General features: G+C 69.0%; 20 protein-coding genes and 1 pseudogene. 9 read left to right on the top strand and 12 right to left on the bottom strand.

Annotated features, from left to right (window positions below):
* Positions 1-257: 257 nt before the first annotated feature.
* Positions 258-890 (bottom strand): TetR/AcrR family transcriptional regulator, encoded by a 633-nt coding sequence (locus tag J0I99_RS04595; RefSeq protein WP_291390104.1) that lies wholly within the window; start codon positions 888-890, stop codon positions 258-260.
* A 131-nt stretch (positions 891-1021) separates the two neighbouring features.
* Here J0I99_RS04595 and J0I99_RS04590 point away from each other — a divergent pair, with 131 nt between their 5' ends.
* From J0I99_RS04590 to hrpB, 9 genes and pseudogenes are all read left to right on the top strand, one after another.
* Positions 1022-2209, top strand: a complete 1188-nt coding sequence (locus J0I99_RS04590; protein WP_291396158.1) for a Tm-1-like ATP-binding domain-containing protein — start codon at positions 1022-1024, stop codon at positions 2207-2209.
* 8 nt (positions 2210-2217) lie between these two features.
* Positions 2218-3054: a phosphoenolpyruvate hydrolase family protein gene (locus tag J0I99_RS04585; protein WP_291396156.1), complete on the top strand. Its 837-nt coding sequence runs from the start codon at positions 2218-2220 to the stop codon at positions 3052-3054.
* Between the two features lie 153 nt (positions 3055-3207).
* A complete protein-coding gene (locus tag J0I99_RS04580; protein WP_291390296.1) occupies positions 3208-3618 on the top strand; it encodes a cupin domain-containing protein in 411 nt (136 codons plus the stop codon).
* 75 nt (positions 3619-3693) lie between these two features.
* On the top strand, positions 3694-5457 hold the full coding sequence (locus J0I99_RS04575) for an adenylate/guanylate cyclase domain-containing protein (protein ID WP_291390293.1): 1764 nt from the start codon (positions 3694-3696) through the stop codon (positions 5455-5457).
* A 353-nt stretch (positions 5458-5810) separates the two neighbouring features.
* Positions 5811-6741: pseudogene (ppk2, locus tag J0I99_RS04570) on the top strand (polyphosphate kinase 2).
* Positions 6742-7003: 262 nt separating this feature from the next.
* Entirely contained in the window at positions 7004-8248 is a 1245-nt protein-coding gene (locus J0I99_RS04565) for an aminopeptidase (RefSeq protein ID WP_291396152.1), read from the top strand.
* 141 nt (positions 8249-8389) lie between these two features.
* On the top strand, positions 8390-10867 hold the full coding sequence (locus tag J0I99_RS04560) for a bifunctional diguanylate cyclase/phosphodiesterase (protein ID WP_291396151.1): 2478 nt from the start codon (positions 8390-8392) through the stop codon (positions 10865-10867).
* 85 nt (positions 10868-10952) lie between these two features.
* Positions 10953-11837: a PAS domain-containing protein gene (locus J0I99_RS04555; RefSeq protein WP_291390557.1), complete on the top strand. Its 885-nt coding sequence runs from the start codon at positions 10953-10955 to the stop codon at positions 11835-11837.
* A 138-nt stretch (positions 11838-11975) separates the two neighbouring features.
* Positions 11976-14468, top strand: a complete 2493-nt coding sequence (hrpB, locus tag J0I99_RS04550; protein WP_291396150.1) for an ATP-dependent helicase HrpB — start codon at positions 11976-11978, stop codon at positions 14466-14468.
* A gap of 144 nt (positions 14469-14612) precedes the next feature.
* Here hrpB and recQ read toward each other — a convergent pair whose 3' ends face one another.
* From recQ to J0I99_RS04495, 11 genes are all read right to left on the bottom strand, one after another.
* On the bottom strand, positions 14613-16436 hold the full coding sequence (gene recQ, locus J0I99_RS04545) for a DNA helicase RecQ (RefSeq protein WP_291390559.1): 1824 nt from the start codon (positions 16434-16436) through the stop codon (positions 14613-14615).
* 37 nt (positions 16437-16473) lie between these two features.
* The gene (locus J0I99_RS04540) at positions 16474-17091 is read right to left on the bottom strand and encodes a ParB-like protein (protein ID WP_291390561.1); all 618 of its coding nucleotides are present in this window, start codon (positions 17089-17091) and stop codon (positions 16474-16476) included.
* Positions 17081-18766: a SulP family inorganic anion transporter gene (locus tag J0I99_RS04535; protein ID WP_291396148.1), complete on the bottom strand. Its 1686-nt coding sequence runs from the start codon at positions 18764-18766 to the stop codon at positions 17081-17083. The genes J0I99_RS04540 and J0I99_RS04535 overlap by 11 nt, the downstream gene beginning before the upstream one ends.
* Positions 18767-18878: 112 nt before the next feature.
* A complete protein-coding gene (locus tag J0I99_RS04530) occupies positions 18879-19316 on the bottom strand; it encodes a YdeI/OmpD-associated family protein (protein ID WP_291390563.1) in 438 nt (145 codons plus the stop codon).
* Entirely contained in the window at positions 19313-19813 is a 501-nt protein-coding gene (locus J0I99_RS04525) for an SRPBCC domain-containing protein (RefSeq protein ID WP_291396147.1), read from the bottom strand. The genes J0I99_RS04530 and J0I99_RS04525 overlap by 4 nt, the downstream gene beginning before the upstream one ends.
* Positions 19814-19817: 4 nt before the next feature.
* Complete coding sequence (locus J0I99_RS04520) at positions 19818-20483, bottom strand: SRPBCC domain-containing protein (RefSeq protein ID WP_291396145.1); 666 nt, start codon at positions 20481-20483, stop codon at positions 19818-19820.
* 36 nt (positions 20484-20519) lie between these two features.
* The gene (locus J0I99_RS04515; protein ID WP_291390566.1) at positions 20520-20864 is read right to left on the bottom strand and encodes a helix-turn-helix transcriptional regulator; all 345 of its coding nucleotides are present in this window, start codon (positions 20862-20864) and stop codon (positions 20520-20522) included.
* A gap of 15 nt (positions 20865-20879) precedes the next feature.
* Positions 20880-21689, bottom strand: coding sequence for an alpha/beta hydrolase (locus J0I99_RS04510; RefSeq protein WP_291396144.1), 810 nt, complete (start codon positions 21687-21689; stop codon positions 20880-20882).
* A gap of 14 nt (positions 21690-21703) precedes the next feature.
* Positions 21704-22243, bottom strand: coding sequence for an SRPBCC domain-containing protein (locus tag J0I99_RS04505; RefSeq protein ID WP_291396142.1), 540 nt, complete (start codon positions 22241-22243; stop codon positions 21704-21706).
* A 185-nt stretch (positions 22244-22428) separates the two neighbouring features.
* Entirely contained in the window at positions 22429-23478 is a 1050-nt protein-coding gene (locus tag J0I99_RS04500; protein ID WP_291396140.1) for an aldo/keto reductase, read from the bottom strand.
* Positions 23479-24044: 566 nt separating this feature from the next.
* Positions 24045-26090, bottom strand: a complete 2046-nt coding sequence (locus tag J0I99_RS04495; protein WP_291396138.1) for an alpha-galactosidase — start codon at positions 26088-26090, stop codon at positions 24045-24047.
* Positions 26091-26101: the final 11 nt, after the last annotated feature.

The following is a 26101-nucleotide window of genomic DNA, read 5'->3' as shown; positions in this document are numbered from 1 at the left end:
GCAGCGACCGGCCGGGCTCTCCCAAGCACGAAGGGCCAGTCGTTTTCGTCGCGACGTCGGAAATCCCGATCGGCAGGCCCGCTTCTCCCAAAGCAGCCCGCGGTGGCGCCCCCTCGGCGCCCGTCGCACTTAAGTCCTCCTCCGACCGACGTGATCTCCGTCTAGTGTTTCTACGTTTTGCCGGCCTCGTCAAGCTAACATGCTAGCATTTCCGATAGTTGATACGCCGGCTGGGAAAATCGTTTCCCGCAGCGCTATCAAGTACCTGCGTCGGCAACGGCAGCGCGCACCAAAGCGCCGGCCGCCCAGGTCGCAACGTCTTGCATCGCGTCGAACTCAGCACCCCACAAGTCTTTGAGAACAATAAGAACTTCGAGGCCGTAGACGAGCGACAGGGCCATGGCCAGGCGCTGAAACTTGGCTTCCGGCAGCCTAGACTTGAGCGGCGCTATCGCCAGTTGCAGCATGTGAACGCGGTGGCCGCGCTTGAACGGCGGCTCCTCGCCCAGGGTGCCGGCCCGGCGCTGCGCCCACTGCTCGAGCGACAGCTTAAGGGCGGCCTTGAAGGTGGCCTCGAACTCCACCACGCGGGGCATGGTGAGGGTGAGCAGCTCGTTGACGCGCGCCTCGGCATCGGTGCTGTCGCTGCGCCAGTCAAGGATCGGCCCGAGGGCCTCGTCGACCACGGCATGCACCAGGGCGGCCTGGCTCGGGAAGTAGCGATAGGCGGTGGCGCGGGACACCTGCGCCGCCTCGGCGACGTCGCTGACGGAGGGGGTCTGGCCCCGCTGCATCAGCCCGATGGCGGTTTCCAGCATGAGCTTTCGCGTACGCGCCCTGGCGCCGCGCGGTTCGGTCGGCCGGATCTCTTCGGTCGGTGAGACGTCCATATCTAAATGATACGCACATCTCAAAATGCTTTGCAACGGCGCCCGTGGTCTGCCATGACATGACGACGGGCGCCGGCGGCGGGATGGAGGAGCATCCACGTCGCCTCGACAAGAGCGCGGGAGGAGCGCCGATGAAGCGCATCTATGTGGTCGGCACGGCCGACACGAAGGGAGAGGAACTCGCCTTTCTCGCCGAACGCATCCGGGCCCTCGGCGGCGACCCGCTGGTGGTGGACGTCGGAACGCGCGCGCCGGCGATACCGCCCGAGGTGGGCGCGGCCGAGATTGCTAGTTTCGGGCCGCCCGGATTGCTCGAGGGCACGGATCGCGGCGTCGCCGTGGCGGGGATGGCAGCAGCCTTCGCAGCGTTCATCATAACACGCAATGATATTGCCGGGATCATCGGCATCGGAGGAGGCGGCGGCACCTCGATCATCACCGCCGGCATGCGCAAGCTGCCGATCGGCCTGCCGAAAATCATGGTGTCGACGCTCGCCTCGGGCGACGTCGCCCCGTATGTCGGGGTCAGCGACGTCGTCATGGTGCCGTCGATCACCGACCTCGCCGGGCTCAATCGGATATCACGTGTTATCCTGTCAAACGCGGCGCAGGCCATCGTGGGCATGAGCGCCGGCGGCGAAGTGCTCCCTCCGGCAACGAAGATGGCCGTCGGCCTCACCATGTTCGGGGTGACGACGCCGGCCGTCACGCAGATCGTCGAGCACCTGGCGGGGAGCGTCGAGGCGCTGGTGTTCCATGCCACCGGCACGGGCGGCAAGACCATGGAGATGCTGGTCGATTCCGGGCTGATCACCGGGGTCATAGACATCACGACGACGGAGGTGGCCGACTACCTGATCGGCGGCGTGCTGCCGGCCGGACCGGAGCGGCTCGATGCCATCGCGCGGACGCGCGTGCCCTATGTCGGCTCGGTCGGGGCCTGCGACATGGTCAATTTCTGGGCGCCGGCGACGGTGCCGGAGCGGTTCGCGGGCCGGCTGTTCTATCCGCACAACGACAACGTGACGCTGATGCGCACCACGCCGGACGAATGCCGCGCCATCGGCGAATGGATCGGGGCCAAGCTCAATGCCTGCGAGGGGCCGGTGCGGTTGCTGATCCCCCTGCGCGGCGTGTCGGCGCTCGATATCGAAGGCGGCCCGTTTCGCGATGCCGAGGCGGACGCCGAGCTGTTCGGCGCCATCGAGCGCACCGTGCAGTGGAACGCCAACCGCCGGCTGATCACGCTCGACTGCCACATCAACGACCCCGCATTCGCCGGCGCAGCCGTCGCGGCGTTCACCGAAATCGCCGCATAGGAGGCCCCATGGCAGCGATCGCGCGCGCCGACATCCTCAGGAAATTCCACGACATGGTGGCGCGCCACGTGCCCATCGTGGGCGGCGGGGCCGGCACCGGCATCTCCGCCAAGGCCGAGGAGGCCGGCGGCATCGACCTGATCATCATCTACAATTCCGGGCGCTATCGCATGGCCGGGCGCGGCTCGGCGGCGGGGCTGCTCGCCTATGGCAACGCCAACGAGATCGTCAGGGAGATGGCGCGCGAGGTGCTGCCCGTGGTCAAGAAGACACCGGTGCTGGCCGGGGTGAACGGCACCGACCCGTTCGTGCTGATGCCACAATTCCTCTCCGAACTGAAGGCGATGGGGTTCTCGGGCGTGCAGAACTTCCCCACCATCGGGCTGTTCGACGGCGTGATGCGGGTCAGTTTCGAGGAAACCGGCATGGGCTACGGACTCGAGGTCGACATGATCGCCGAGGCGCACCGGCAGGACCTGCTGACCACGCCCTATGTGTTCAACACCGACGAGGCGAAGGCGATGGCCGGCGCCGGAGCCGACATCGTCGTGGCGCATATGGGGGTGACGACGGGCGGCGCCATCGGGGCGACGGCGGCGAAATCGCTCGATGCGTGCTGCGCCGAGATCGAGGCGATCGCGGCGGCAGCGAAATCGGTGAAGCCGGATGTGATCGTGCTCTGCCACGGCGGGCCGATCGCCATGCCGGATGATGCGAAATACGTGCTCGACCGGGTCAAGGGCTGCCACGGCTTCTACGGCGCGAGCTCGATGGAGCGGCTGCCGGTGGAAGTGGCGATCAAGGCCCAGGTCGAAGGGTTTAAGGGATTGCGGACGGGGGCGTAGGCGAGCGCAGATGCGTGGGGCGCCCCTCACCCTGGCCCTCTCCCCAGAGGGGCGAGGGGGCGCGAGGGGAACCGGCGGTGCCACATCGCCCCCTCGCCCCTCTGGGGAGAGTTGGGGTGAGGGGCGCCAAGTGAACAGTGGGAGAAGGAACACATGGCCGAGAACAATTTCGTCTATCCGCGCGACGTCAGCGCGTTCGGGTTCGACTGGGGGCGGCTGGCGCTGACGGTGGCGCCGGAGGTGAACGGGGCGCGGAAGTTTTCGGGCGGCGTGGTCGACCTGCCGCCGGGACAGGGACACAGCCGGCACAACCATCCGGGGGCCGAGGAGATCATCTTCGTCATTTCCGGTGAGGGCGAGCAGATGGTGGAAACGCCGGAGGGCGTGCCGGTGACGCAGAAGGTCGGGCCGGGCTGCACGGTATTCGTGCCGGAAAGCCGGTTCCACTCGACGCTCAACACCGGTTCGGCGCCGATGCAGCTGTTCGTCGTCTATTCGCCGGCCGGGCCGGAACTGGTGCTGCGCGAGCTGCCGGATTTCCGCCTGATCCCGAAAGGCCAGTAGCGGTTTCCACTTCCAAGTAACGCTGCAAGGATTTACCCTTGGACAGTGGGCGGCGACGCCGCCTAGGAAGCGGACATGGAACAGGTTTTGTCGCGTCGCCTGGTGGCGGTGTTATGCGCTGATGTCGCAGGATACAGCGCGCTGGTGAGCATCGACGAAGCCGGGACCGTCGCTGCCCTCAAGGGTCACCAGGTCGCCGTCATCCAGCTGCTGCAGAAGCACGGCGGGCGCGTCGTCGACCTGGCCGGCGACGGACTTGTCGCCGAGTTCGCCAGTGTCGTCTCCGCCGTCGAGGCGGGCCTTGCCATGCAGGCGCTGATGGCCGAGCGCAACGCCGGCACGGCCCCTGACCGACGTCTGGTGTTCCGCATCGGCATCAACCAGGGCGACGTGGTGCATGACGACGCCCATATCTACGGCGACGGCATCAACATCGCGGCGCGGCTGCAGCAGATCGCCGATCCGGGCGGCATCTACATCTCGGGCAAGGTGTTCGAGGAGGTGCGCGACCGCATGAAGGCCGGCTTCCTCGACATGGGCGAGCGCGAGCTCAAGAACATCCCCCGGCCGGTGCGGGTGTACGAGGTGCTGGCCGAAGGCGCCGCGGCGCCCAAGGGCCGAGAGTTCGGGCCGGTGACCCCGCGCCGGCCATCCGTCGCCGTGCTGCCGTTCGACAACATGGGCGGGGACAGCGAGGAGGAGTACTTCGCCGACGGGGTGGTGGAGGACATCATCACGGCGCTGAGCCGGTTCAAGGACTTCGCCGTCATCGCCCGCAATTCGAGCTTCGTCTACAAGGGCCGGGCCGTCGACGTGCGCCAGGTGGCGAGGGAACTGGGGGTGCGCTACCTGCTCGAGGGCAGCGTCCGGCGCGCCGGGCAGCGGCTCAGGATCACGGCGCAGCTGATCGACGCGACGACCGGCGCGCACCTGTGGGCCGACAAGTTCGACGGCACGCTCGAGGACGTGTTCGACTTCCAGGATCGCATCACCGGCACGGTGGCCTCGATCGTCGAGCCGGCGATCCGCTGGGCCGAGATCGAGCGTTCGCGGCGCGAGCGGCCGGACAGCGTCGAGGCCTATGACCTGTATCTCAGGGCGCTGCCGATGCACCTGGCGCAGACCGAGGCGGCCAATGCCGAGGCGATCGGACTGCTGCTCAAGGCGATCCAGATCGAGCCGAACAACCCGACCTACCTGGTCTACGCCGGCAACGCCATGCTGCACCGCGCGGCGCAGGGCTGGCCGGCGATCGGTGCCGACGACCAGCAGCGCGGCATCGAGCTGGTGGAGCGTGCCCTCGCCCATGCGCGCGACGACGCGGTGATCCTGAGCCTGGGCAGCATGATGCTGATCCACAACCTCAAGGACTATGACCGCGGCCTCGAGCTGAGCCGGCGTGCGGTGGCGCTCAACCCCAACAACCTGACGGTGATGATCTTTGCCGGCATCGCGCAGTTGCACCTGGGGCGGATCGAGGATGCCATCGCCTATAGCGAGCACGCCATCCGGCTCTCGCCCGCGCTCGACGGCGCGCACTGGCCGCTGACGGCGATCGCGCACGCCCACATGGTTCGCGGCGACTACGAGGAGGCGCTGGCCTGGGCCAAGCGCAGCCTGACCGCCAATGCGAGCTTCGTCTGCACCTACTGGATGCTGGCGGCGGCCGATGCCCACCTGGGGCGCATCGAGGAGGCGAGGCGCCACCTGGCGACGCTGATGCGCCTCTCGCCCGGGGTGACGGTGAAGCTGATCTGGGACGGCCAGCCGCAGCGCGACCCGACCCGGCTGCAGGCGGTGCTGGAAGGATTGAAGCTCGCGGGACTGGCCGAGGCGTAGGGTTCGGCGCTTGCGTCACCTCTCCCTTGGGGGAGAGGTCGGCCGAAGGCCGGGTGAGAGGAGCTTCTTTACGCTCATCGCCCACGGAGATGGAGGCGGAAGTGCCGGTTCAACCGCGAGCTACCCTGCGCTCCGTGCCTGCCACCCCTCATCCGGCGCTACGCGCCACCTTCTCCCCGACGGGGAGAAGAATTCGGAGAGTGCTGTGATCGCACTGTTCCTCTCCCCGTCGGGGAGAAGGTGGACCGGCGAAGCCGGGACGGGTGAGGGGTGAGGGGCGCCGGTGCCTAGCCTTCATCGCCCTGTCACAATGGCTTCACATCGGCAAGGCACACCTCGCCACCAGCAACAGGATGCCCGAAGTGAACGACACCGATCCGAAGACTCTCCCCGACCTCGAGCGCATCAAGCAGGCCATCGCCGACGATTTCGACGAGGAGCTCGAGATGCAGCTGGAGGACGAACGGCTCGACGAGCTGGTCGCCGAGGGGATGGGCGGGGCGGGCGAAACGCTCGACCGCAAGGTCTATTTCCGCGAGCTGTTCCGGCTGCAGCACGAGCTGGTCAGGCTGCAGGACTGGGTCGCCTACAAGAAGCTCAAGATGGTGGTGCTGTTCGAGGGGCGCGACTCGGCCGGCAAGGGCGGCGCGATCAAGCGCGTGACGCAGCGGCTCAATCCGCGCGTGGCGCGCGTCGTGGCGCTGCCGGCCCCAACCGAGCGCGAGCGGCACCAGTGGTATTTCCAGCGCTACGTGCCGCACCTGCCGACGGCGGGCGAGATCGTGCTGTTCGACCGCAGCTGGTACAACCGGGCCGGCGTCGAGCGGGTGATGGGGTTCTGCACCAGGGACGAGCTCGGGGAGTTCTTCCGCTCGGTGCCCGAATTCGAGCGCATGCTGGTCCGTTCCGGCATCATCCTCGTCAAGTACTGGTTCTCGATCACCGACGAGGAGCAGGAATTCCGCTTCAAGATGCGCATGCACGATCCGCTCAAGCAGTGGAAGCTCAGCCCCATGGATCTCGAGAGCCGGGTGCACTGGGAAGACTACACGCGCGCCAAGGAGGAGATGTTCCACCGCACCCATACCGGAGGAGGCGCCGTGGTGGGTGGTGCAGGCGGTGGACAAGAAGCGGGCGCGGCTAAACATGATCGCGCACCTGCTCAGCCAGGTGGACTACGGCGACGCCCCGAGGCAGGACGTCGAACTGCCGGCGCGGGTCCGGCATGCCGACTACGTGCGCCATCCCGTGCCGCCCGAGCTGTACGTGCCGGACGTGTACTGAGGGCCGTGGATGAAGCGGGGGCCCGCCAGGCAGGAGCCTGTCCGGTGGGCAGGCTGTCGATCCCGGCCGGTGCCATTCGACCATCTGCGTGACAAGCACGGAGAGCGGCGATGGATCCCACGGTCGAAATCCTCCTGCGGGCCTGGGCCCTCGGCCCCGGGACGCGGATCGAACACGACGACGAGCTCAGCCACCTGGTCGGCTTGAAGCGCCGGGACGCGAGGGGTAAGGGTTCTCATCCTGTTTTCGCGAAGGTTTTCCAATGGCTGAGGGCAAGAACCCCATCGATCCCGTCAAACTCGACCGCCTGGCGGAGGTCGCGATCAAGGTCGGGCTGCAGCTCCAGCCGGGACAGGACCTGGTACTGACGGCGCCGCTGTCGGCGCTGCCGCTGGTGCGCAAGATCACCGAGCATGCCTACAAGGCCGGCGCCGGCATCGTGCAGCCGATCTTCTCGGACGAAGAGATCACGCTCAACCGCTACCGCTATGCACAGGACGCGAGCTTCGACAAGGCGCCGGCCTGGCTGTTCGAGGGCATGGCCAAGGCCTTCGACGGCAATGCGGCACGGCTCGCGATTTCGGGCGACAACCCGATGATGCTGGCGCAGCAGGACCCGGCCAAGGTGGCACGCGCCAACCGCGCGACCTCGATGGCCTACCGCCCGGCGCTCGAGAAGATCACCGGCTTCGACATCAACTGGAACATCGTGTCCTACCCCAACCCGGCGTGGGCCAGGCTGGTCTTCCCCGATGACACCGAAGAGGTGGCGATCGGCAAGCTGGCCGAGGCGATCTTTGCCGCCTCGCGCGTCGATCGCGAGGACCCCATCGCCGAGTGGAAAGCGCACAATGCGCGCCTCAAGGAGCGCTGGACCTGGCTCAACGGCCAGCGCTTCGCCGCGCTGCACTATACCGGGCCGGGCACCGACCTGACCATCGGGCTGGCCGACGAGCATCGCTGGAAGGGCGGCGCGTCGGAGGCCAAGAACGGCATCACCTGCAACCCGAACATCCCCACCGAGGAGGTGTTTACCACCCCGCACAGCCAGCGCGTCGAGGGCTTCGTGCGCTCGACCAAGCCGCTGAGCCACAACGGCACGCTGATCGCCGACATCGAGGTCAGGTTCGAGGCCGGCCGGATCGTCGAGGCCAAGGCATCGAAGGGCGAAGCGGTGCTGCTCAAGGTGCTCGACACCGACGAGGGCGCACGGCGGCTGGGCGAAGTGGCGCTGGTGCCGCATTCGTCGCCGATCAGCAAATCGGGCGTGCTGTTCTACAACACGCTGTTCGACGAAAACGCCGCGAGCCATATCGCGCTCGGCCAGTGCTATGCCGACTGCTTCGTCAACGGCACCAGGATGACGCCGGACGAGATTGCTGCACGCGGCGGCAACAAGAGCCTGATCCACATCGACTGGATGATCGGCTCGGACAAGATCGACATCGACGGCATCAAGCCGGACGGCAGCAAGGTGCCGGTGATGCGCAAGGGCGAGTGGGCGTAAGGGCGTTCGCCGGGGGTCCGGCGCTCAGCAAGTCTTAACCATCGACCGATTTGTCATCGGGTCGCCTGGCCTCGCCGTACCGTGATTAATGTTTTGGCGTCGCCGGAGCCGGTAGCATGCTCCGGCGACGCTGAGGACGGTATGTCGACACCAGGGAGCGAACACGACCACCAGCGCCGCGGCGCCTCCGAGGCCGCGGTCGAGACATTGCGCCAGATCACCGACCGGGTCGGCATCTCGGTGTGGACCTGGGATGCGACGACGGACCGGGTCAGTCACGCGCCGACCAGCCTGCACGAGCCGGGCCACGAGCAGGTCTTGTCTCTTGCACAACTGCTGCAGCGCCTGCATCCGGGCGACCGGGCGCGTGTGCGCGGACGACTGCTGGCCGCGGCGCGCAACGACAGGTCGGGAACGTTCGCGTTTCGCGGCGCCCCGCACGGCAACGACATCCGGCAGTACAACGCCACCTATTTCCCGGTCGCGCCCAACCAGATCCAGGTCATCGTCCAGGACGTGACGCGCACCCGCCGGGCCGAACGGGCGCTGCGCGAGAGCGAGGACCACTACCGCAACGCCGTGGCGCTCAACCCGGAGGTGCCCTGGCTCGCCGATCCGGACGGCAACATCATCGAGTTCGGGCCGCGCTGGCTCGAGATGGTGGAGATCTCCACCGAGGAGACGCTGGGCGAGGGCTGGGCCCGCGTGCTGCACCCCGACGATCTCGGCCCGACGCTCGCGGCGTGGCAGGCGGCGATCCGGTCGGGCGAGCCGGCCGACGTCGAGTACCGGGTCAAGCTCAAGTCCGGCGACTACCGCTGGATGCGGGCCCGCGCGGCGCCGCGCCGCAACAGGCAGGGCGCGATCATCCGCTGGTACGGTACGCTCGAGGACATCCACGACCGCAGGATGGCCGAGGCGGCGCTGCGCGAGAGCGAAGCCTTCGCGCGCTCGATCCTCGAGGCGAGCACGATGGCGATCGAGGTCCTGGACCGCGACGGCCGCCTGATCTTCATGAACGGGCCGGGCATGAAGATCATGGAGGTGGAACGCTTCGAGTCGATCCGCGGCCTGCCGTTCGAGACATTCTGGCCCGACGCGGTGAAGCCTGCCGTGGCCCAGGCCATCGCGCTGGCCCGTGCCGGCCACAGCGTGCGCAAGACGCTGTACGGACCGACGGCCAAGGGCAAGCCGCGCTGGTGGGATTTCTCGGTATCGCCGATCCTCGACGACAGCGGCGGCGTGGCGCGGCTGCTGACCTCGTCGCGCGACGTGACCGAGGCCAAGCGCAACGAGGATGCCATCGCGCACCTGGCGCGGCACGACGCGCTGACCGGACTGCCCAACCGCATGCACTTCCAGGAGGCGCTCGAGGCAGGGCTGGCGGGGCTGGGCGCCGGCAGCTTCGCCGTGCTGTCGATCGACCTCGACGACTTCAAGCAGGTCAACGATACGCTTGGCCATCAGGCCGGCGACAGGTTGTTGCGGGAGGTCGCCGGCCGGCTCGGCTACTGCGCCGGCGCGCAGGGACTGGTGGCGCGGCTGGGTGGCGACGAATTCGCCCTGCTGCTCAAGCTCGGACGACCCGACGAGGCGACGCGGATGGCGCAGTCGATCCTGTCGGCGCTGGCCGAACCGTTCACCATCGAAGGCGAGACGGTGCATGTCGGGGCGAGCATCGGCATCGCGCTGGCGCCGCGCGATGGGGCGACCGGCGAGAGCCTGCTGCACTCGGCGGACGTGGCGCTCTATCGGGTGAAGGCCGACAACGGCCGCGACTATCGCTTCTTCGAGCCGGCGATGGACGAGGCCCTGCGGCAGCGCCGGGAGATGAAGCGCGACTTGGCGCTGGCGCTGCAGCGGGGCGAGCTGTGGGTGGCCTACCAGCCGCAGGTCGATATCACGCACAGCCGGCTCACCGGGTTCGAGGCGCTGCTGCGCTGGAACTGCGGGACGCGTGGGGCGGTGGAGCCGGCGCAGTTCATCCCGCTGGCCGAGGAGAGCGGCCTGATCGACGAGATCGGGGCCTTCGTGCTCGAAGCCGCCTGCGCCGAGGCGACCGGATGGCCCGAGGACATCGCGGTGGCGGTGAACATCTCGGCGGCGCAGTTCCGCTACCATGCCGTGGTCCGACGAGTGGCCGAGGCGCTGCAGCGGACGGGGCTGGCGCCACGGCGGCTCGAACTCGAGATCACCGAGTCGGTGCTGTTCGACGAGAGCGCCGAAGCACTGGCCGCGCTGAACGAACTGCACCGGATGGGCATTCGCGTCGCGCTCGATGATTTCGGCACCGGCTATTCCTCGCTCAGCTACCTGCGTCGCTTCCCGTTCGACAAGATCAAGGTCGACCGCTCCTTCGTCGCCGACCTGCCGGATGCCGAAGATTCGCGCGCCATCGTTTCCGCCATCATCGGGCTGGGGCGCTCGCTGAACACGCGGGTGACGGCCGAGGGCGTCGAGACCTGGGAGCAGTTGCTGCTGCTCCGGGCAGAGGGCTGCACCGAGGCGCAGGGATACCTGTTCGGTCCGCCGATGTCGGCCGAGGCGGCGCGGCGCATGGCCCGGGCCGGCGTGCCGTCGCAACCGCCGGCGGTGGAGCCGCACGCGCGCCAGGCCTAGCGTGCTGCGGCCCCAGATGCGAACCAATGCTTAACCCCCTACGGGCTAGCGTCCGGCGATATTCCCCGGATTGCCACGGGTCCAGATGTTCGACAGACAGCTCATTGCCACTTCGTCGGAATCGCTCGCGCAGGTCGAGCCAACGCCCGCCGTGACCGACGTGGAACGGACCCTGCAGCTGATCGAGCAGCGCAAGGGCTACGGGCAATGGAAGATCATCTTCCCCGGCTCGGTGATGCTGTCGGCGCGCGCCGCCGACTTCTACGGCCTCGACGCCGACACGCCGGTGCCGCTGCAGGACATGGTCAGGCTCTACCACGCCGACGATCGCGGCAAGCTGCTGACCCTGATCGCTCAGGCGCTGCAGGACCGCCGCGGCTTCCATTGCCGGCTGCGGGTCGAGCGCCGCGACGGGCAGTTGCGGATGATCGAGACCTTCGCCGACCTCAGGGTGCGCGACGGGCGGGTGACGGAACTGTTCGGCCTCAGCCGCGACGTGACGGCCGCGATGGAGCTGGAGCTGCGCAACGAGGGCCGGTTGCAGCTGGTGCAGGACCTGGTCGGCAGTCTGCCCACGCCGATCGTGGTGCTGGACGACAGGCTGCGGGTGATGGACTGCTCGGTGCACTGGCTGAAGGCGCACCGCTTCGTCGAGCGCCGCGAGGTGGTTGGCAAGACTCTGCAGCAGCTGTTCCCCGACATGCCGGCCGACCAGGCCGCCGAGTACGACGCCGCACTGAAGGGCCAGACGATTAAGACAAGGCGCAGCTTCATCAGCCCGACGAGCGGCACCGCCGTACCGTTCGCGACGGTGATCGCGCCGTGGTTCGTGGCCGACCGCAAGGTGGGCGGCATCACCATGGCGATCGGCTGGTCGGAGATCGCGACGGTGAAAAGCGCCGCGCCGGCGCCGCAGGCCGTCGATGACTTCGACGGCTCGCTGCTCGACATGCTGAAGACGGTGGTCTGATCGGCGCTGGCCGGGCTCCACTCCGGTGCGTGTGCCCGCCCCCTCCACCAGCTTCGCTGATCCCCCTCCCCCGCTTCGCAGGGACGATTGGCACTGCCGGCGCTTGCCGCCAGTCCGATTTTCCTCGATTGAAGCGGCATGAACCTGCCGCCCCTCCCGATCGACGAGGCCCTGCCGGGGCTCATGGCCGCGCTCGAAGCCGGGCCACATGCCGTCCTCGTGGCGCCGCCGGGGGCGGGCAAGACGACGCGCGTGCCGCTGGCGCTGCTCGAGGCGAAATGGCGCGGTGACGGCCGGATCGTGATGCTGGAGCCGCGGCGGCTGGCGGCCCGGGCGGCGGCGCGGCGGATGGCGCAGACGCTGGGCGAAGAGGTCGGCGCGACGGTCGGCTATCGCGTGCGGCTCGATGCCAAGGTGACGAGCAGGACGCGCATCGAGGTGGTGACCGAGGGCGTGTTCACCCGGATGATCCTCGATGATCCCGTGCTCAAGGGCGTTGCGGCGGTGCTGTTCGACGAGTTCCACGAGCGCAGCCTCGATGCCGACCTCGGGCTGGCGCTGGCGCTAGATGCGAGCGCGTTGCGCGACGACCTGCGCATCCTCGTCATGTCGGCGACGATCGACGGGGCGCGGGTGGCGGCGTTGCTGGACGGCGCGCCCGTGGTGGTGTCCGAGGGCCGCGCCTTTCCGGTCGAGACGATCTGGCGCGAGCGCGATCCGCTGATCAGGATGGAGGACCAGGTGACGGGCGTGGTGCTCGATGCCCTCCGGGAGCAACCGGGTTCGGCGCTGGTGTTCCTGCCCGGGCAGGCCGAGATCTCCCGGGTGGCGGAGCGGCTGGAAGGCCGGGTTCCGGGCGATGTCGACATCGCGCCGCTCTACGGCCAGCTGACGCCTGAGGAGCAGGATCGCGCCGTGCAGCCGGCGCCGGAGGGGCGGCGCAAGGTGGTGCTGGCGACCTCGATCGCCGAGACCTCGCTGACCATCGAGGGGGTGCGGATCGTCGTCGACAGCGGCCTGAGGCGCGCGCCGGCCTATGAGCCGGCGACGGGGCTGACCGTGCTCGAGACGCGAAAGGTGTCGCGCGCCTCGGCGGACCAGCGACGCGGACGCGCAGGGCGCGTCGAGCCGGGCGTGTGCTACCGGCTGTGGGGCGAAGGCCAGCAGGCCGCGCTCTCGCCGTTCGATGCGCCGGAAATGCTGGAAGCGGACCTCAGCGGGCTGGCGCTCGACCTTGCCGGCTGGGGCGTAAGCGATCCGGCGCAGATGCGCTTCCTCGATCCGCCGCCGGGGCCGGCCTGGAACGAGGCAATCGGGCTGCTGAAGGGGCTCGAGGCGCTCGATGGCGCGGGACGGATCACGGCCGAGGGCAAGGCGCTGGCGCGGCTGCCGCTGCATCCACGACTGGCGCACATGATCCACCGCGCCGCCGAGGAGGACGATGCGCTGACGGCGGCGGAACTGGCGGTGCTGCTCAGCGAACGCGGCCTCGGCGGCGACGGGACCGACCTCGGCCACCGGCTGGAGCGGTTTTCGCGCGAGCGCGGCAAGCGGGCCGACGAGGCGCGCGGCCTGGCGCGGCGCTGGGCCCAGATGGCGGGGCCGGGAAAGGCCCCCTCCCCCGGTCTTCGACCGACCTCCCCAAGGGAGAGGTGGGAAGGCCGCGGCGAGGTCGGGCGGCACCTGGCGCGGGCCTATCCGGACCGGGTGGCGCAGCAGGCCGGGGCGCGCGGCCGGTTCCGGCTGGCCAATGGACGGCAGGCGAGCCTCGATGAAACCGATGCGCTGGCGGCAGCGCCCTATCTCGTCGTCGCGGATGTGACCGGGGCAGCGGCGACCGGCCGGATCCGCTCGGCGGTGGCGATCGAGCGGGCGACGATCGAGGAGTTGTTCGCCGGCCAGATCGTCGACGAGACGGTGATGGGGTTCGACCGGAGCTCGAAGAGCGTGCGCGCCCGTCGGGTGCGGCGGCTCGGAGCGCTGCGGCTCGACGAGGCGCCGGTGGCGATCGCCGATGCCGAGGCGGCGGCGCGGGCGCTGGCGGAGGGGATCGCCAGACTCGGCATCGGGCAGCTGCCGTGGACAAGGGAGCAGAAGGCGCTGCGCGAGCGGGCGAGCTTCCTGCGCGCGGCGGAGGGCGAGGACTGGCCGGACCTGTCGGATGCCGGGCTGGCTGCGAGCGTCGACTGGCTGGTGCCGAGCATCGTCGGGAAGACGGCGCTGGGCGAGATCACGGCGGAGGACCTGGCGGGGGCACTCGAGGGGCTGCTGCCGTGGGGCAAGCGGCAGGAGATGGAGCGGCTGCTGCCGTCGCATTTCGATGCGCCCTCGGGCTCGCGCCTGCCGATCGACTACGGGGCGGAGAACGGGCCGGCGCTGGAGGTACGGGTGCAGGAGCTGTTCGGCATGGACAGGCACCCGAGCGTCGCGGGCGGCAAGGTGCCGCTGCTGCTGGTGCTGCTCAGCCCCGCGCACCGGCCGATCCAGACGACGCGCGACCTGCCCGGGTTCTGGCGCGGCAGCTGGAAGGACGTGGCCAAGGACCTCAAGGGGCGGTATCCGCGGCACTACTGGCCGGAGAACCCGCTCGAGGCGGCGGCGACGGCGCGGGCGAAGCCGCGGGGGACGTGAGGGTCGCAAGGCCCCCTCACCCGCCGCTACGCGGCGACCTCTCCCCCAAGGGAGAGGTGAAAAAGGGGCACGATCTCGCCACTGCGCACCTCTCCCTTTGGGGGAGAGGTCGGCCCGAAGGGCCGGGTGAGGGGGCCTTTCGGACTACGCCGGCCCTGCCGCCCTAAGCACAGCCAGGAACTCGGCGCCGTAGCGCTTGAGCTTGCTCTCGCCGATGCCGGAGATGGTGGCCAGTTCGGCCATGGTCTGCGGGCGGTCCATGGCCATTTCGCGCAGGGTGGTGTCGTGGAAGACGACGTAGGGCGGGACGCCCTGGGCCTTGGCGATCTGGGCGCGTTCGGCGCGCAGCGCATCGAACAGGGCCTGGGCCGGACCGGGGAGCGCGACGGCGTTCTGCAGGGCGCGGCGGGTTTCGGTGGCCTTGCGCGGACGATCGCGGCGGAAGGTGACCTTGCGCTCGCCCTTGAACACGGCCCGGGCCTCCTCGGTGAGGTGCAGGGCGCCGAAGGTGTGGTCGACGCTGACCAGGCCCATGGCGGTCAGCTGGCGGAACACCGATTGCCAGGAGCGCTGGTCGAGGTCCCTGCCCTGCCCGAAGACCGGCTGGTCCTGGTGGGAGAACTGGGTGACCTTGTCGGTCTGCTTGCCGAGCAGCACGTCGATGACGTGCCCGGCGCCGAAGCGCTGGCCGGTGCGGTAGATGGCGGCGAGCGCCTTGATGGCGGCGCCGGAGCCGTCCCAGGTCTCGACCGGCGACAGGCAAGTGTCGCAGTTGCCGCAATTTCCGGCGTGGCGCTCGCCGAAATGGGCGAGGATGGACTTGCGCCGGCATTCCGGGGTTTCGCACACCGAAAGCAGGGCGGTCAGCTTGGAATGTTCGATGCGCTTCACGTCGTCGGGCGCGTTGCCCTCGTCGATCATGCGGCGGCGCTGGGCCACATCGGACATGCCGTAGCACATCCAGGCCTCGGCCGGCAGGCCGTCGCGGCCGGCGCGGCCGGTCTCCTGGTAGTAGGCCTCGATCGAACTGGGCAGGTCCAGGTGGGCGACATAGCGCACGTCGGGCTTGTCGATGCCCATGCCGAAGGCGACGGTGGCGACGAGGCAGAGCTGCTCTTCCTTGAGGAAGGCGTCCTGGTTGGCGCTGCGCTCCCGCGCGTTCATGCCGGCGTGATAGGGGAGCGCGCGAACCCCCTGCTTGTTCAGCCACTCGGCGGTGGCATCGACCTTGGCGCGGGAGAGGCAATAGACGATGCCGGAATTGCCGGTGTGCCGGGCGAGGAAGCTCTTGAGCTGGGCGCGGGCGTTGTCGCGCTCGACGATCGAATAGCTGATGTTGGGGCGGTCGAAGCTGGTGGTGAAGACACGGGCGTCGGCGAGGCCGAGGCGCTCGATGATGTCCTCGCGCGTCGTCGGGTCGGCGGTGGCCGTCAGTGCGATGCGGGGCACGCCCGGATAGTCGGCGGCGAGATTGGAGAGCTCGCGGTACTCGGGGCGGAAGTCGTGGCCCCACTGGGACACGCAATGCGCCTCGTCGATGGCGATGAGCGCGATGGGGACGCCCTGCATCATCGACTTGAAGCCGGGCAGCACGAGGCGCTCGGGCGCGACGTAGAGCAGGTCGAGCTTGCCGGCCTTCAGGTCGCGGAAGGTGCGGGTGGATTCCTCGGCGCTGATCGAGGAATTGAGCGTCGCGGCGTTGACGCCGGCCTGGCGCAGCGCCTCGACCTGGTCGCGCATCAGGGCGATGAGCGGGGAGACGACGATGCCGACGCCTTTGCGGGCCAGTGCTGGCACCTGGTAGCACATCGACTTGCCGGCGCCGGTCGGAAACAGCACGACGGCATCGCCGCCGCCGGCGACGTGGCGCACGACCTCTTCCTGCTGGCCACGAAAGCTCTGGTGGCCGAACACGGTGCGAAGGATTTCCTCCGGGTCGTGCGGGATGTCGAACAGCGACTCAAGCATGGAGCCTAGAGTCGGAAGGCGGGCCGCAGGGTCAAGTTCAATCGTCGACGCCGCACCAGCCCGGCAGGTAGGACGCGGCCCGTTGCCGCGCCACGACCAGCGCCTTTTCGAGCACGGCATCGAAATCGCCGGCGAGGTCGGCGGCCGCGAACTGGCTGCGCAGGTAGTCGGCCCACAGGAATTCGGCAAAGGGCAGCTGCACCTTGGCGTAGCCACCATTGCGGCGCAGTTCGCCGGCGAGCGACCGGTAGGGATCGTCCACCAGGTCGGCGATCGACTCCGGGATGTGCTCGTAGTCGCGGCGACTGCCGGCGGCATCGAACGGGTGCAGCAGCCCGAGCTTGTCGAGTGCGGTCCAGAACAGCGGCTTGTCGAGACTGCCGAGGTCGGCGACGGTGCGGGTCAGCACCTGGGGGACCTTCTCGTCGTGCAGGGCGCGCAGCAGGTGGTGATGGTCGACGACATAGAGGTGTCCCTTCGGCCCGATCGCCACCGGCACCATGTGCCGGCCGAGATAGTGCTCATCGTGGTTGGTGCCGCGCTCGCGCCACTGCCGGCGCTTGAGCTCCACCTCGCGCAGGCCGACGGTGATCTGGGTCGGCCTGAGTGAGACAATGTCGACCGGCTCCAGCACCGGACCAAGGCTAGCGCGCATCTGAACGGCTCCCCAACTGACGGACGGCTTCCTCGACGCTGTGGAAGATCGCGGCTTCTCCGAGGGCCTGGGCGATGCCGAGGCGGTGAACGGAGCGCGCCGCGCGGGCGGACTCGAGCCGGGCGAGCGCAACGGCGATGCCGCGCTGGCGCAACGTGCCGATCAGCTCGACCAGCATCGCGCCGGCGGTGAAGTCGACATCGGCGATGCCGCTCGCCTCGAGCACCACCAGCCGCGGTGGCGCGGCTTCGTCGGCAACGAGGCGCATGACGCCGCGGCGGAAGATCTCGGCATTGGCAAAGAGCAGCGGGGCCGGAAAGCCGACGACCAGCACGCCGGGCACGCGCTCGCCGGGCACTTCGGCAGCAGGCGGCCACCAGACGGTGCTGCCGGGCAGGCGGACCAGCCGCACCGCACGGGTACTGGCCGAGATGTAGACGCTGTGCAGGAGCGAGATGCCGATGGCGATGGCGACGCCGGTCTGGATCGGCAGCACGATGATGGCCAGCGCGGTGACGAGGATCAGCCCGGCTTCGACCGGGGCGGCGCGCAGCACGCGCGTCATCGTCGCGACGCGCAGGATGCGCAGGGCGACGAACAGCAGCACGCCGGCAAGGGCGGCGACCGGGATGCCGCCGAGCAGCGGTCCGCCGGCAAGCAGCAGCGCCAGCACCAGCAGCGCGGCGAGGAGGGCCGCAAGCTGCGAGCGGGCGCCGGCCGAGGCGGCGACGGCCGTGCGGGGCGGGCTGGCATTGACCGGGAAGGCGCCGGCGAGCCCGGACAGCAGGCAGCCCATGCCGATGCCGAGATAATCGCGATCGATTTGGGCGGGGTGGCCGGGCTCGCGGAAGGCGTTGGCGACGACGGCGGTCTGGATGAGCACGACGAGCGCGACGATGAGGGCCAGGGGCAGCAGGTCGAGCACCTCGCCGAAGGCCGGCACGACGGGCGCGGGCAGGCCCGATGGCAGGGCCCCGAGCGTGGCGACGCCCAACGGCTCGAGCCCGAGCGAGGCGACGAGGAGCGAGGCGGCGGCCACGGCGATGAGGGCCCAGGGCCAGCGCGGGCGCCAGCGTTCGCCGACGAGAACGACGAGCATGACGCCGAGGCCCAGGACCAGCGTCAGCGGATTGAGCGCGCCGAGCCGGCCGGCGAGACCGGCCAACTGGTCGAACAGCGCGCCGCCACCGGCCGGCACGCCGAGGACGGCCGGGAGTTGCGAGACGATGATATGGACCGAGATGCCGGCGAGGAAGCCGGTGAGCACCGGCGTCGACAGCAGGCTTGCCACCCAGCCAAGGCGCAGCAGGCTGGCGGCAACGACGAAGGCGCCGACGAGCAGCGCCAGCATGGCGCCCGACTGCTGCACCCCGGCGGCGCCGGTGGCCGCCAGCGCGGCGAGGCTGCCGGCAAAGATCGAGGTGATGGTGGAGTCGGCGCCGCCGGTGAGCACCCGGCTCGCCCCGAACAGGGCAAAGCCGAGCGTGGCGGCGATGAAGGCGAGCAGGCCGAATTGCGGTGCGTAGCCGGCGAGGCGGGCGGTGGCCATCTGCTCGGGAACGGTGACGGCGGCCAGGGTAAGGCCGGCGACGAGATCGCGGACAAGGCCCGAGCCGGTCGGCACCAGCGCGGGAAACAGTCGGGCAAGACGTGCACCCCGGCTCGGTTCGGCCAATCGCACCTCCACGATGGCGGGAGGGTATGCGGCGAGCGGGCCGGGTGGCAATCGAAGAACGGTCGGCTCGCGGCGGCTTTACCGGCGTCGCGGAGCTCGGGGCTCGGTGGTGCTAGCCGGTGGTCAGCATCTCGATGGCCTTCTGCACCCGGCGCAGCCGCGTCTCCGGGGCCTTGGCGCCTTCGATGGCGGTGACGTGGGCCTTCCTGTGGCTGGGGGCCAGCCTGTTCCAGGCGGCCTGGGCAACCGGGTCGGCATCGAGTGCGGCCTGCAGGTCGCCGGGGGCCTCGACGACGCGCGGCTTGTCGTCGAGGAGCACCTCGACCTCGTGCGTCTCGCCGCCTTTGACACCGGTGATCCTGCGGATGTCGGCGGAAACGCCGATCAGCAGCCTGTCGCCCATGGTGGCGATCTTGCTCTGCCAGCTGTGGCCGGCAAGGGTGACGCGGACCAGCGGATTCTTGCCGCCGCCGAGTGCGTCGCGCACCGCGGGGGGCACGTCGATGCCGGTGTTGTTGCCCATCTGGTGGATGCTGGCGGTGAACTTCACTTGGTCCCTCCAAGACTGAGCAGGTGGGCGGCGAGCTTGTCGAGGCTCTGTTCGGTGCCCTGGCGGAAGCCGCGGCGAATGATGGCATCCTTGTTGGCGGCGGTGTCGAAATAGGCGTCGAGCGTCAGCCGGGTGCGGCCGTTGCCGATGTCGGTCAGGGTGATCACGCGGATGAAGCTCGGCGGCGGGTTGTCGCCGAAGATTTCCGGATCGGCGGCCGCGTTGCGGTAGACGATGCGCTCGGGCGGCGTGACCTCGATGAAGACGCTGTCGATCGGATAGTCCTTGCCGTCGGGGCCGCGCATCACGTGGTGCCACCTGCCCCCTTCCCTGAACTCCATCTCGATCACCGGGTTGGTGAAGCCTTCTGGCCCCCACCAGCGGCTGAGGTGGTAAGGATCGGAGAACATCGTCCAGACCAGCTCGCGCGGCGCGGGCAGCACCCGCTCCAGTTCAAGGCGGCGATCGTCGGGAATGGCGACGAGGGTGTCGAGCATCGGGTCAGCCCCTGGTCAGTTCGCCGAGGATTTCGTCCATCACCATCATGCCATGGCGCATGCCTTCTTCCATGCCGGAAGCGATCATGCCGTCGCGATCCTCGACAGTGTCGAAGCGGGAGATCGACTTGTAGTGGGTGACGCCGTTTTCTTCCTCGAAGGTGTGGGTCTCGAGGAGCGTCTTGCCGATGAACATGTTCTCCATGCCGAAGGTCCACACAAACCGGTTCGGCGCATCGACCTCGCGGTATTCGCCCACGAAGATGTAGATCTTGCCGTCGGGCTCGTGCGACTCGATGCGCCATTTGCCGCCCGGGCGAACGTCGAAATCGGTGATGACATTGTTCTGGCCGTTGGTGCCCCACCAGCGGGCGACATGCTCGCGTTCGGTCATCACCTTCCACACCAGGGCGCGCGGCGCGGCAAAGTCGCGGGTTGAAACGATTATCGGCTCGTTGGCCGGGGTTTCGATCTTCAGGTCTTCGATGGGCATCTTCAACTCCTTGAGTTCCTTCAGGTAGTCGGCGAGGCGATCGAGGCTGTCCTCCCAGAACCGCCAGTAGATCACGAACCAGTGTGCGGTCCCGGCTCGTAGCCGGAGGCGGCGCAGAGCTTCGCCGCGTCGCTGCCGGACGATGTCGGCGAGCGATATGACCTTTGGTCGTTCCATTCGTTTCGGCCAGGCCGCCCGATCGGCTGAAAGTGGCTAGTTCTTCGGGCCGTCCGGCTCTCCCTTCTGCAGTTCGGCGAGGTAGTCGCCCAGCCGGTCGAGGCTTTCGTCCCAGAAGCGGCGGTAGCTCTCGACCCAGTCGGCGACCTCGCGCATCGGCGCCGCCTCGAGCCGGCAGGGACGCCACTGCGCCTCCTTGCCGCGCGAGATCAGCCCGGCCTTTTCCAGCACCTTCAGGTGCTTGGACACGGCCGCCATCGACATGTCGTAGGGTTCGGCCAGTTCGCCGACGGTCGCCTCGCCGCGCGCCAGCCGGGCGAGGATGCCGCGGCGGGTGGGATCGGCGAGGGCCGAAAGGGTCTGGGACAGGTGGTCGGTCATGCTCGGTCTCGAAGGTCAGGCTGCAATGCGGGCGGCGTCGGCGCCGGTGAAGAAATCGATGAGGATGGGGGCGACCAGCCCGGCCGCCGCGTCATGGCTCTGGCCAGGCAACGAGGCGAAGCGGGCGCCGGGAATGGTCTCGCGGGCGAGGCGGACGGTTTCCTTCAGCTGCTTGAAGGTCTTGTCGCCACTCATGACGATGGTCGGGACCCGGATCGAGCGGGCAGCCTCGGTGGGAAAGCCATAGCCTTCCATCACCGCGGTGTCGTGCGGCAGGCTCGGGGCGTTGTGCAGCATCGCCTTCCAATGCGGATTGAGCCGCATCAGCGGCATCATGAACGAAGGCATGCCGATCATCCTGACCATGAAATACCTGGCGAGGGCGGGCCGGTTGTCCTCGGCGACGAGGCGCTCGACCTCGGCCTGGTAGCCCTGCGGCATCGGCTTGCCGCCGGGCACGTCGGTGAAGGGCGGCTCGAAAATGGCGAGACGGTTGACCGGCAGTCGGCGCGCGGCGGCGAACAGGGCGATCGCAGCGCCCGACGACGTGCCGTAGAGATGGGCCGAGCCACCGGCGATGTCGATCAGCCCGGCGAGGTCCTCATACTCCCGGTCGGGCGAGTAGTCGGTCGAGATCGAGCTGTCGCCGCGGCTGCGCCGGTCGTAGTTGTAGACGGTGAAGTGCGGGGCCAGGAGCGGCGCAAGCCTGGGCATCGGGCCCATGTTGCGACCGCACCAGGCGCCGTCGATCAGGATGACGGCCGGGCCGGAGCCGCGCACGTCGTAGGCGATGGTGGTGCCGTCTTTCGAGGTGAAGCTGGGCATGGTGTGCCTCCCGGTCAGCGAGCCGCGTCGGCGGCGAGGGTTTCGAGGTAGGCGTCGAGCTTCTCGCTGCCCTCGAGCACCGTGGTGGCGAAACCGCGGGTGACGGATTCGTCGCGGGCGGCGAGCGAGGTGAAGCGGACGATGACGGACAGCAGGGTGCGGCTGCCGTCCTCGGCGAGGGTCAGTTCGGTGACCATGCCGGCGGGCGGGAGCGGATCGCCGAAGCGGTAGCTGTCCGGGGCGTCGCGCCAGACCAGCCGCTCGGGCGGCGTGATCTCGAGATAGGCGCTGGTGTAGCCGTACTCGTTGCCGGAGGGAAAGTGCATCACCTGCCGCCAGTGGCCGCCGACGCGCAGGTCGAGGTCGCAGACCGGGTTGGTGGCGCCGTGTGGGCCCCAGAAATGCACGAGGTGGACGGGATCGGTGTAGCAGCGCCAGACCAGCGCGCGCGGCGCCGCGAAGCTGCGGCGAATGCGGATCACGGCTTCGTCGGCCGGGGTCTCGACCGTTGCCAGGTTGGGCTCGATGCCCCCGGTGCTTGTGTCGGCGCTCATTTGTGAACCACTTGGTTGATAACCTAATGGTTCAATACTGCATCACCGCGGCAATGTCAACCGATCGGTTAAATGCCCGACGGCTGGCGGCATGGCTCAGGTTGCGTCGGCACCGGACCTCCCTCGCCCGGCGGCATTGGCAGGGTGAGGGGAGGTCCCGATCGCTCGTGTCGAAGCGGCGCGTGCTACAGCGGCAGGCGACTGGCGTGGCTGGGCTCGAACTCGGCCTTCCCGAAGGTCGACGGCAGGTTGAGGCTCATCCACTCGTAGGGATAGCCGAGCTTCAATGGCATGGCGTCGGTCAGCTTCTGGCGCACGTCGTCGGGCAGGTCGAAATCGCCGGCCAGCATGTTCTCTTCCACCTGCTCGACACGGCGGGCGCCGATGATGGCGGCGGTGACGCGCCGGTCGCCGAACAGCCAGCTGAGCGCGACCTGGCTCGGGGTCTTGCCGAGGTCCCTCGCGGTCTCGACGACGAGGTCGATCATCTTCAGCGAATCCTCGAACCAGTAGCGCGGCAGCGTGATGGCGGCCTGGATGCCGATGCGGGAATTGGCGTCGGGCTTGTCGCTGCCGGAATACTTGCCGCTCAGCATGCCGGCGGCCAGCGGGCTCCAGCAGATCATGCCGAGACCCTCGGCGTCGCAGGCCGGCAGGATCTCGCGCTCGATGTCGCGGCGGACGAGGTTGTAGAGATGCTGGGCTGAAACCAGCGGCTCGTAGCCCTTGAGGGCGGCGACGCCGTTGGCCTGCGCAATCTGGAAGCCATAGAAGTTCGAGCAGCCGAGATAGCGAACCTTGCCGGCACGGATCAGGTCATCGGCGGCGCGCAGGCTCTCCTCGATCGGCGTGTACGGGTCGGGGCCGTGGAACTGGTAGAGGTCGATGTAGTCCGTCCCGAGCCGCCTGAGGCTGGCTTCGCAGGCCTCGACGATGTTCTTGCGGGAAAGGCCCCGCGCGGTGATCGCCGGGTCGGAGGGGAACCAGCACTTGGTGGCGATGACCAGGTGGTCGCGATTGTAGTCCTTGAGCGCGACGCCGAGGATGTTTTCGGACTCGCCGTTCGAATAGGAGTTCGCCGTGTCGATGAAATTGCCGCCGCCCTCGACGAACTTCCGGACAATGGCGCTCGAGCCCTCCTGGTCGCAGCCCCACTGGGTGTTGCCGAAGGTCATGGTGCCGAGGCACAGGCGCGAGACGAGCAGGCCGGAACGGCCGAGATAGCGGTATTTCATGATGATTCCTCCATGCGCGGCATCAAACCCGGCCGCGCCGTCCGGCGCGATGGAACATGAGTGGGCCTGCCAGGTAAAGTGTTCTGTGGGTGGAAGCTGTTGACCGCAGTCGGCCCCCCTCCCCCTTGAGGGGAGGGGTTGGGGGTGGGGGTCCATCGGTGATCGCCGCACTACCCCCCCCTCGATCCCTCCCCTCAAGGGGGAGGGAGGCCACCCCGTCGCGGCCGACCAGAACATCACTGCGCCCATCGGGGCTCCCCTCCCCCTTGAGGGGAGGGGCTGGGGGTGGGGGTCCATCGGTGATCGCCGCACTACCCCCTCCCTCGATCCCTCCCCTCAAGGGGGAGGGAGGCCACCCCCGTCGCGGCCGACCAGAACATCACTGTGCCATAGGGGCTCCCCTCCCCCTTGAGGGGAGGGGGTGGGGTGGGGGTTCAACGGTGATCGCCGCACCACCCCCTCCCTCGATCCCTCCCCTCAAGGGGAGGGGCTGGGTGTGGGGGTCCATCGATGATCGCCGCACTACCCCCTCCCGCGATCCCTCCCCTTTAGGGGGAGGGAGGCGCTCAGGCCGGCTCGAGAATGCCGGCGTAGGACGAGGTACGGATGAGCGGAAGGCCCTGCGCCATCCACTCGTGGCCGGTGCGGACGAGGCTCGGCACCTCGCCCTCGGGCGACAGTTCGGTGAGGCGGTAGCGCCGGGTCGGATCGAGGTTGCGCGGGCGGATGGTGTAGCCGCCATCGGCCGGACGGATGCCAAGGTTCTCGGCGTGCGGGCCGAGCGAGAAACCGAGCAGCAGGTGGCGATCGCCGTGCGTCAGCTGGAAGCGCGGCTGGGCTTCGCCACCGCCCTTGCGCGACGGCGGCGGGGTCAGGCGGTACATGTCGCCATTGCGGACGAAGGGGACGACATCGCGGGCATAGAGCGCGAGGTGCGCCTTCAGCCGCTCGCGCCACTTGTGCGGCAGGTCGGGCAGCCGCCAACTGAGTCCGAAGCGGTGCATGAAGGCGCCGCGGATGATGCTGTCGAACATGTCCTCGGTCAGCGCCGGATCGCGCAGGCTGAGGCGCTGGTTGGGGTTCTTGGTGCGCCACTCCGACATCGGCCAGTGCAGCATGGCGGCGGGCGGCAGCAGGTAGGAGTTGCCGTGGACGGTGGCGAGGTGGTGCGGCACCCAGTCCGGGTCGGACAGGAAGGCGCAGTGGACGTGGCGGAGCAGGCCCGCATCGACGCGCAGGCCACCCGAGGCGCAGGCCTCGACGATGACCTCGGGGTGGGCGGCGCGGAATTCGTCGTAGAGGGCGTAGAGGCCGCGATAGTGGGCATAGAGCCCGTCGCCGGCGCCGTGGCCATGGTCGGTGCAGGAGCAGCCGGCCTTGGGATCGAGGTTGAAGTCGATCTTGATCCACTCGCAGCGGGTCTTTGCCACCAGCGTCTCGAGCAGTTGCCGGGCATGCGCCCGGCCCGCCTCGGAGCCGAGGCAGACATAGCCGAGGAAGCCGGGATCGGCGGCATCGAGCGGGGCCTCGGGCGGATCGTCGTCGCGGCGCGCCATGATGTCGGCGCGCTCGCTGCGCACGCGGGCCTTGAGCCCGACCGCCTCGACCTCCATCCAGATGCCGAAGCGCTGGCCGCGCTGGCGCACGCGGTCGGCAAGGCCGGCAATGCCGTGCGGGAAGCGGGCGAGGTTCTCGTCGGAGAAATCGCCGCGGATATCCCACCAGAAGGTGTCGGCATCGGCCGCGCCGAACCAGCCGGCATCGAGGGTGGAGACCTCGAAGCCGAGCTCGGTGGCGATTTCGGCGTTCTCGAGGAAGATCGCCTCGGTGATGTCCTTGTCCTCGTAGGGCCACCAGTGGTTCCACTCGAGCGGGATGGCTTCGCTGGCGGCGGAGCGCGGCAGGCGGGCGCCGACGGCGCGGGTGAGCGCCACGGCCGCGGCCTCGAGATCGGTGCCGACGGCGACCAGCACGGAGGGCGCCTCGAAGCTCTCTCCCGGTTCGAGGTCGTGCCAGAATTTCCATGGGCTGATGCCGGCATTGAGGCGCACGCCATCGGCACCGGGCGCGATGCCGATGTGCCAGTTGCCGCTCCACACCGGGGCGACGACGACGGCACCGAGAGCGCTGGTGGCGCCGAGCCAGGGGCTCTGGCCGAGCGAGGAGCGGCCGGTGCGGATTTCGATCTCGCGCGGGGCGTCGAGGCTGAAATGCTCGGGCTCGAACTCGTCGCCCCATTTGGAGGTGAAGCTCAGGCCCTGCCAGGTCGCGGGTGCGAGCGTGCCGGCGAAGGCATCGGCGGTGGTGATGCGGACCGGCGCCGTGCCGGTGTTGCGCAGGGTGAGCGCGAACTCGAAGGCATCGCGGTCGGCGACCTGCGCGACGGACAGGGTGGCCTCGACGCCATCGGCTACGGCGCCGGTGATGTCGAGGCCGCGACCGCCGGTCAGCCTGGGGTTGTGCCAGCCAGTGATCACCTTGCCGTCGATGACGAGGTTCAGCGCCGGCGCGGGGACCAGCAGGTCGCGGCCATTGAGGCCCAGGCGGAAAGCTCCCCCCTGGGCGGGGTCGAAGCCGATGGTGGCCATGGCGGCGGAGACGGTGCTGGTCATCGATGGAACTC

This window comes from Devosia sp. (genome assembly GCF_017307495.1).
In the GTDB taxonomy this organism is placed as follows: domain Bacteria; phylum Pseudomonadota; class Alphaproteobacteria; order Rhizobiales; family Devosiaceae; genus Devosia_A.
Note: the sequence above shows the minus strand (reverse complement) of the source record. Positions and strands in the feature narration are given on the sequence as shown.

Bases quoted from the DNA above. Each gene is read 5' to 3' on its own strand.
- J0I99_RS04595 (WP_291390104.1), bottom strand. From the start codon at position 890: ATGGACGTCTCACCGACCGAAGAGATCCGGCCGACCGAACCGCGCGGC.
- J0I99_RS04590 (WP_291396158.1), top strand. From the start codon at position 1,022: ATGAAGCGCATCTATGTGGTCGGCACGGCCGACACGAAGGGAGAGGAA.
- J0I99_RS04585 (WP_291396156.1), top strand. From the start codon at position 2,218: ATGGCAGCGATCGCGCGCGCCGACATCCTCAGGAAATTCCACGACATG.
- J0I99_RS04580 (WP_291390296.1), top strand. From the start codon at position 3,208: ATGGCCGAGAACAATTTCGTCTATCCGCGCGACGTCAGCGCGTTCGGG.
- J0I99_RS04575 (WP_291390293.1), top strand. From the start codon at position 3,694: ATGGAACAGGTTTTGTCGCGTCGCCTGGTGGCGGTGTTATGCGCTGAT.
- J0I99_RS04565 (WP_291396152.1), top strand. From the start codon at position 7,004: ATGGCTGAGGGCAAGAACCCCATCGATCCCGTCAAACTCGACCGCCTG.
- J0I99_RS04560 (WP_291396151.1), top strand. From the start codon at position 8,390: ATGTCGACACCAGGGAGCGAACACGACCACCAGCGCCGCGGCGCCTCC.
- J0I99_RS04555 (WP_291390557.1), top strand. From the start codon at position 10,953: ATGTTCGACAGACAGCTCATTGCCACTTCGTCGGAATCGCTCGCGCAG.
- hrpB (WP_291396150.1), top strand. From the start codon at position 11,976: ATGAACCTGCCGCCCCTCCCGATCGACGAGGCCCTGCCGGGGCTCATG.
- recQ (WP_291390559.1), bottom strand. From the start codon at position 16,436: ATGCTTGAGTCGCTGTTCGACATCCCGCACGACCCGGAGGAAATCCTT.
- J0I99_RS04540 (WP_291390561.1), bottom strand. From the start codon at position 17,091: ATGCGCGCTAGCCTTGGTCCGGTGCTGGAGCCGGTCGACATTGTCTCA.
- J0I99_RS04525 (WP_291396147.1), bottom strand. From the start codon at position 19,813: ATGCTCGACACCCTCGTCGCCATTCCCGACGATCGCCGCCTTGAACTG.
- J0I99_RS04520 (WP_291396145.1), bottom strand. From the start codon at position 20,483: ATGGAACGACCAAAGGTCATATCGCTCGCCGACATCGTCCGGCAGCGA.
- J0I99_RS04515 (WP_291390566.1), bottom strand. From the start codon at position 20,864: ATGACCGACCACCTGTCCCAGACCCTTTCGGCCCTCGCCGATCCCACC.
- J0I99_RS04510 (WP_291396144.1), bottom strand. From the start codon at position 21,689: ATGCCCAGCTTCACCTCGAAAGACGGCACCACCATCGCCTACGACGTG.
- J0I99_RS04505 (WP_291396142.1), bottom strand. From the start codon at position 22,243: ATGAGCGCCGACACAAGCACCGGGGGCATCGAGCCCAACCTGGCAACG.
- J0I99_RS04500 (WP_291396140.1), bottom strand. From the start codon at position 23,478: ATGAAATACCGCTATCTCGGCCGTTCCGGCCTGCTCGTCTCGCGCCTG.
- J0I99_RS04495 (WP_291396138.1), bottom strand. From the start codon at position 26,090: ATGACCAGCACCGTCTCCGCCGCCATGGCCACCATCGGCTTCGACCCC.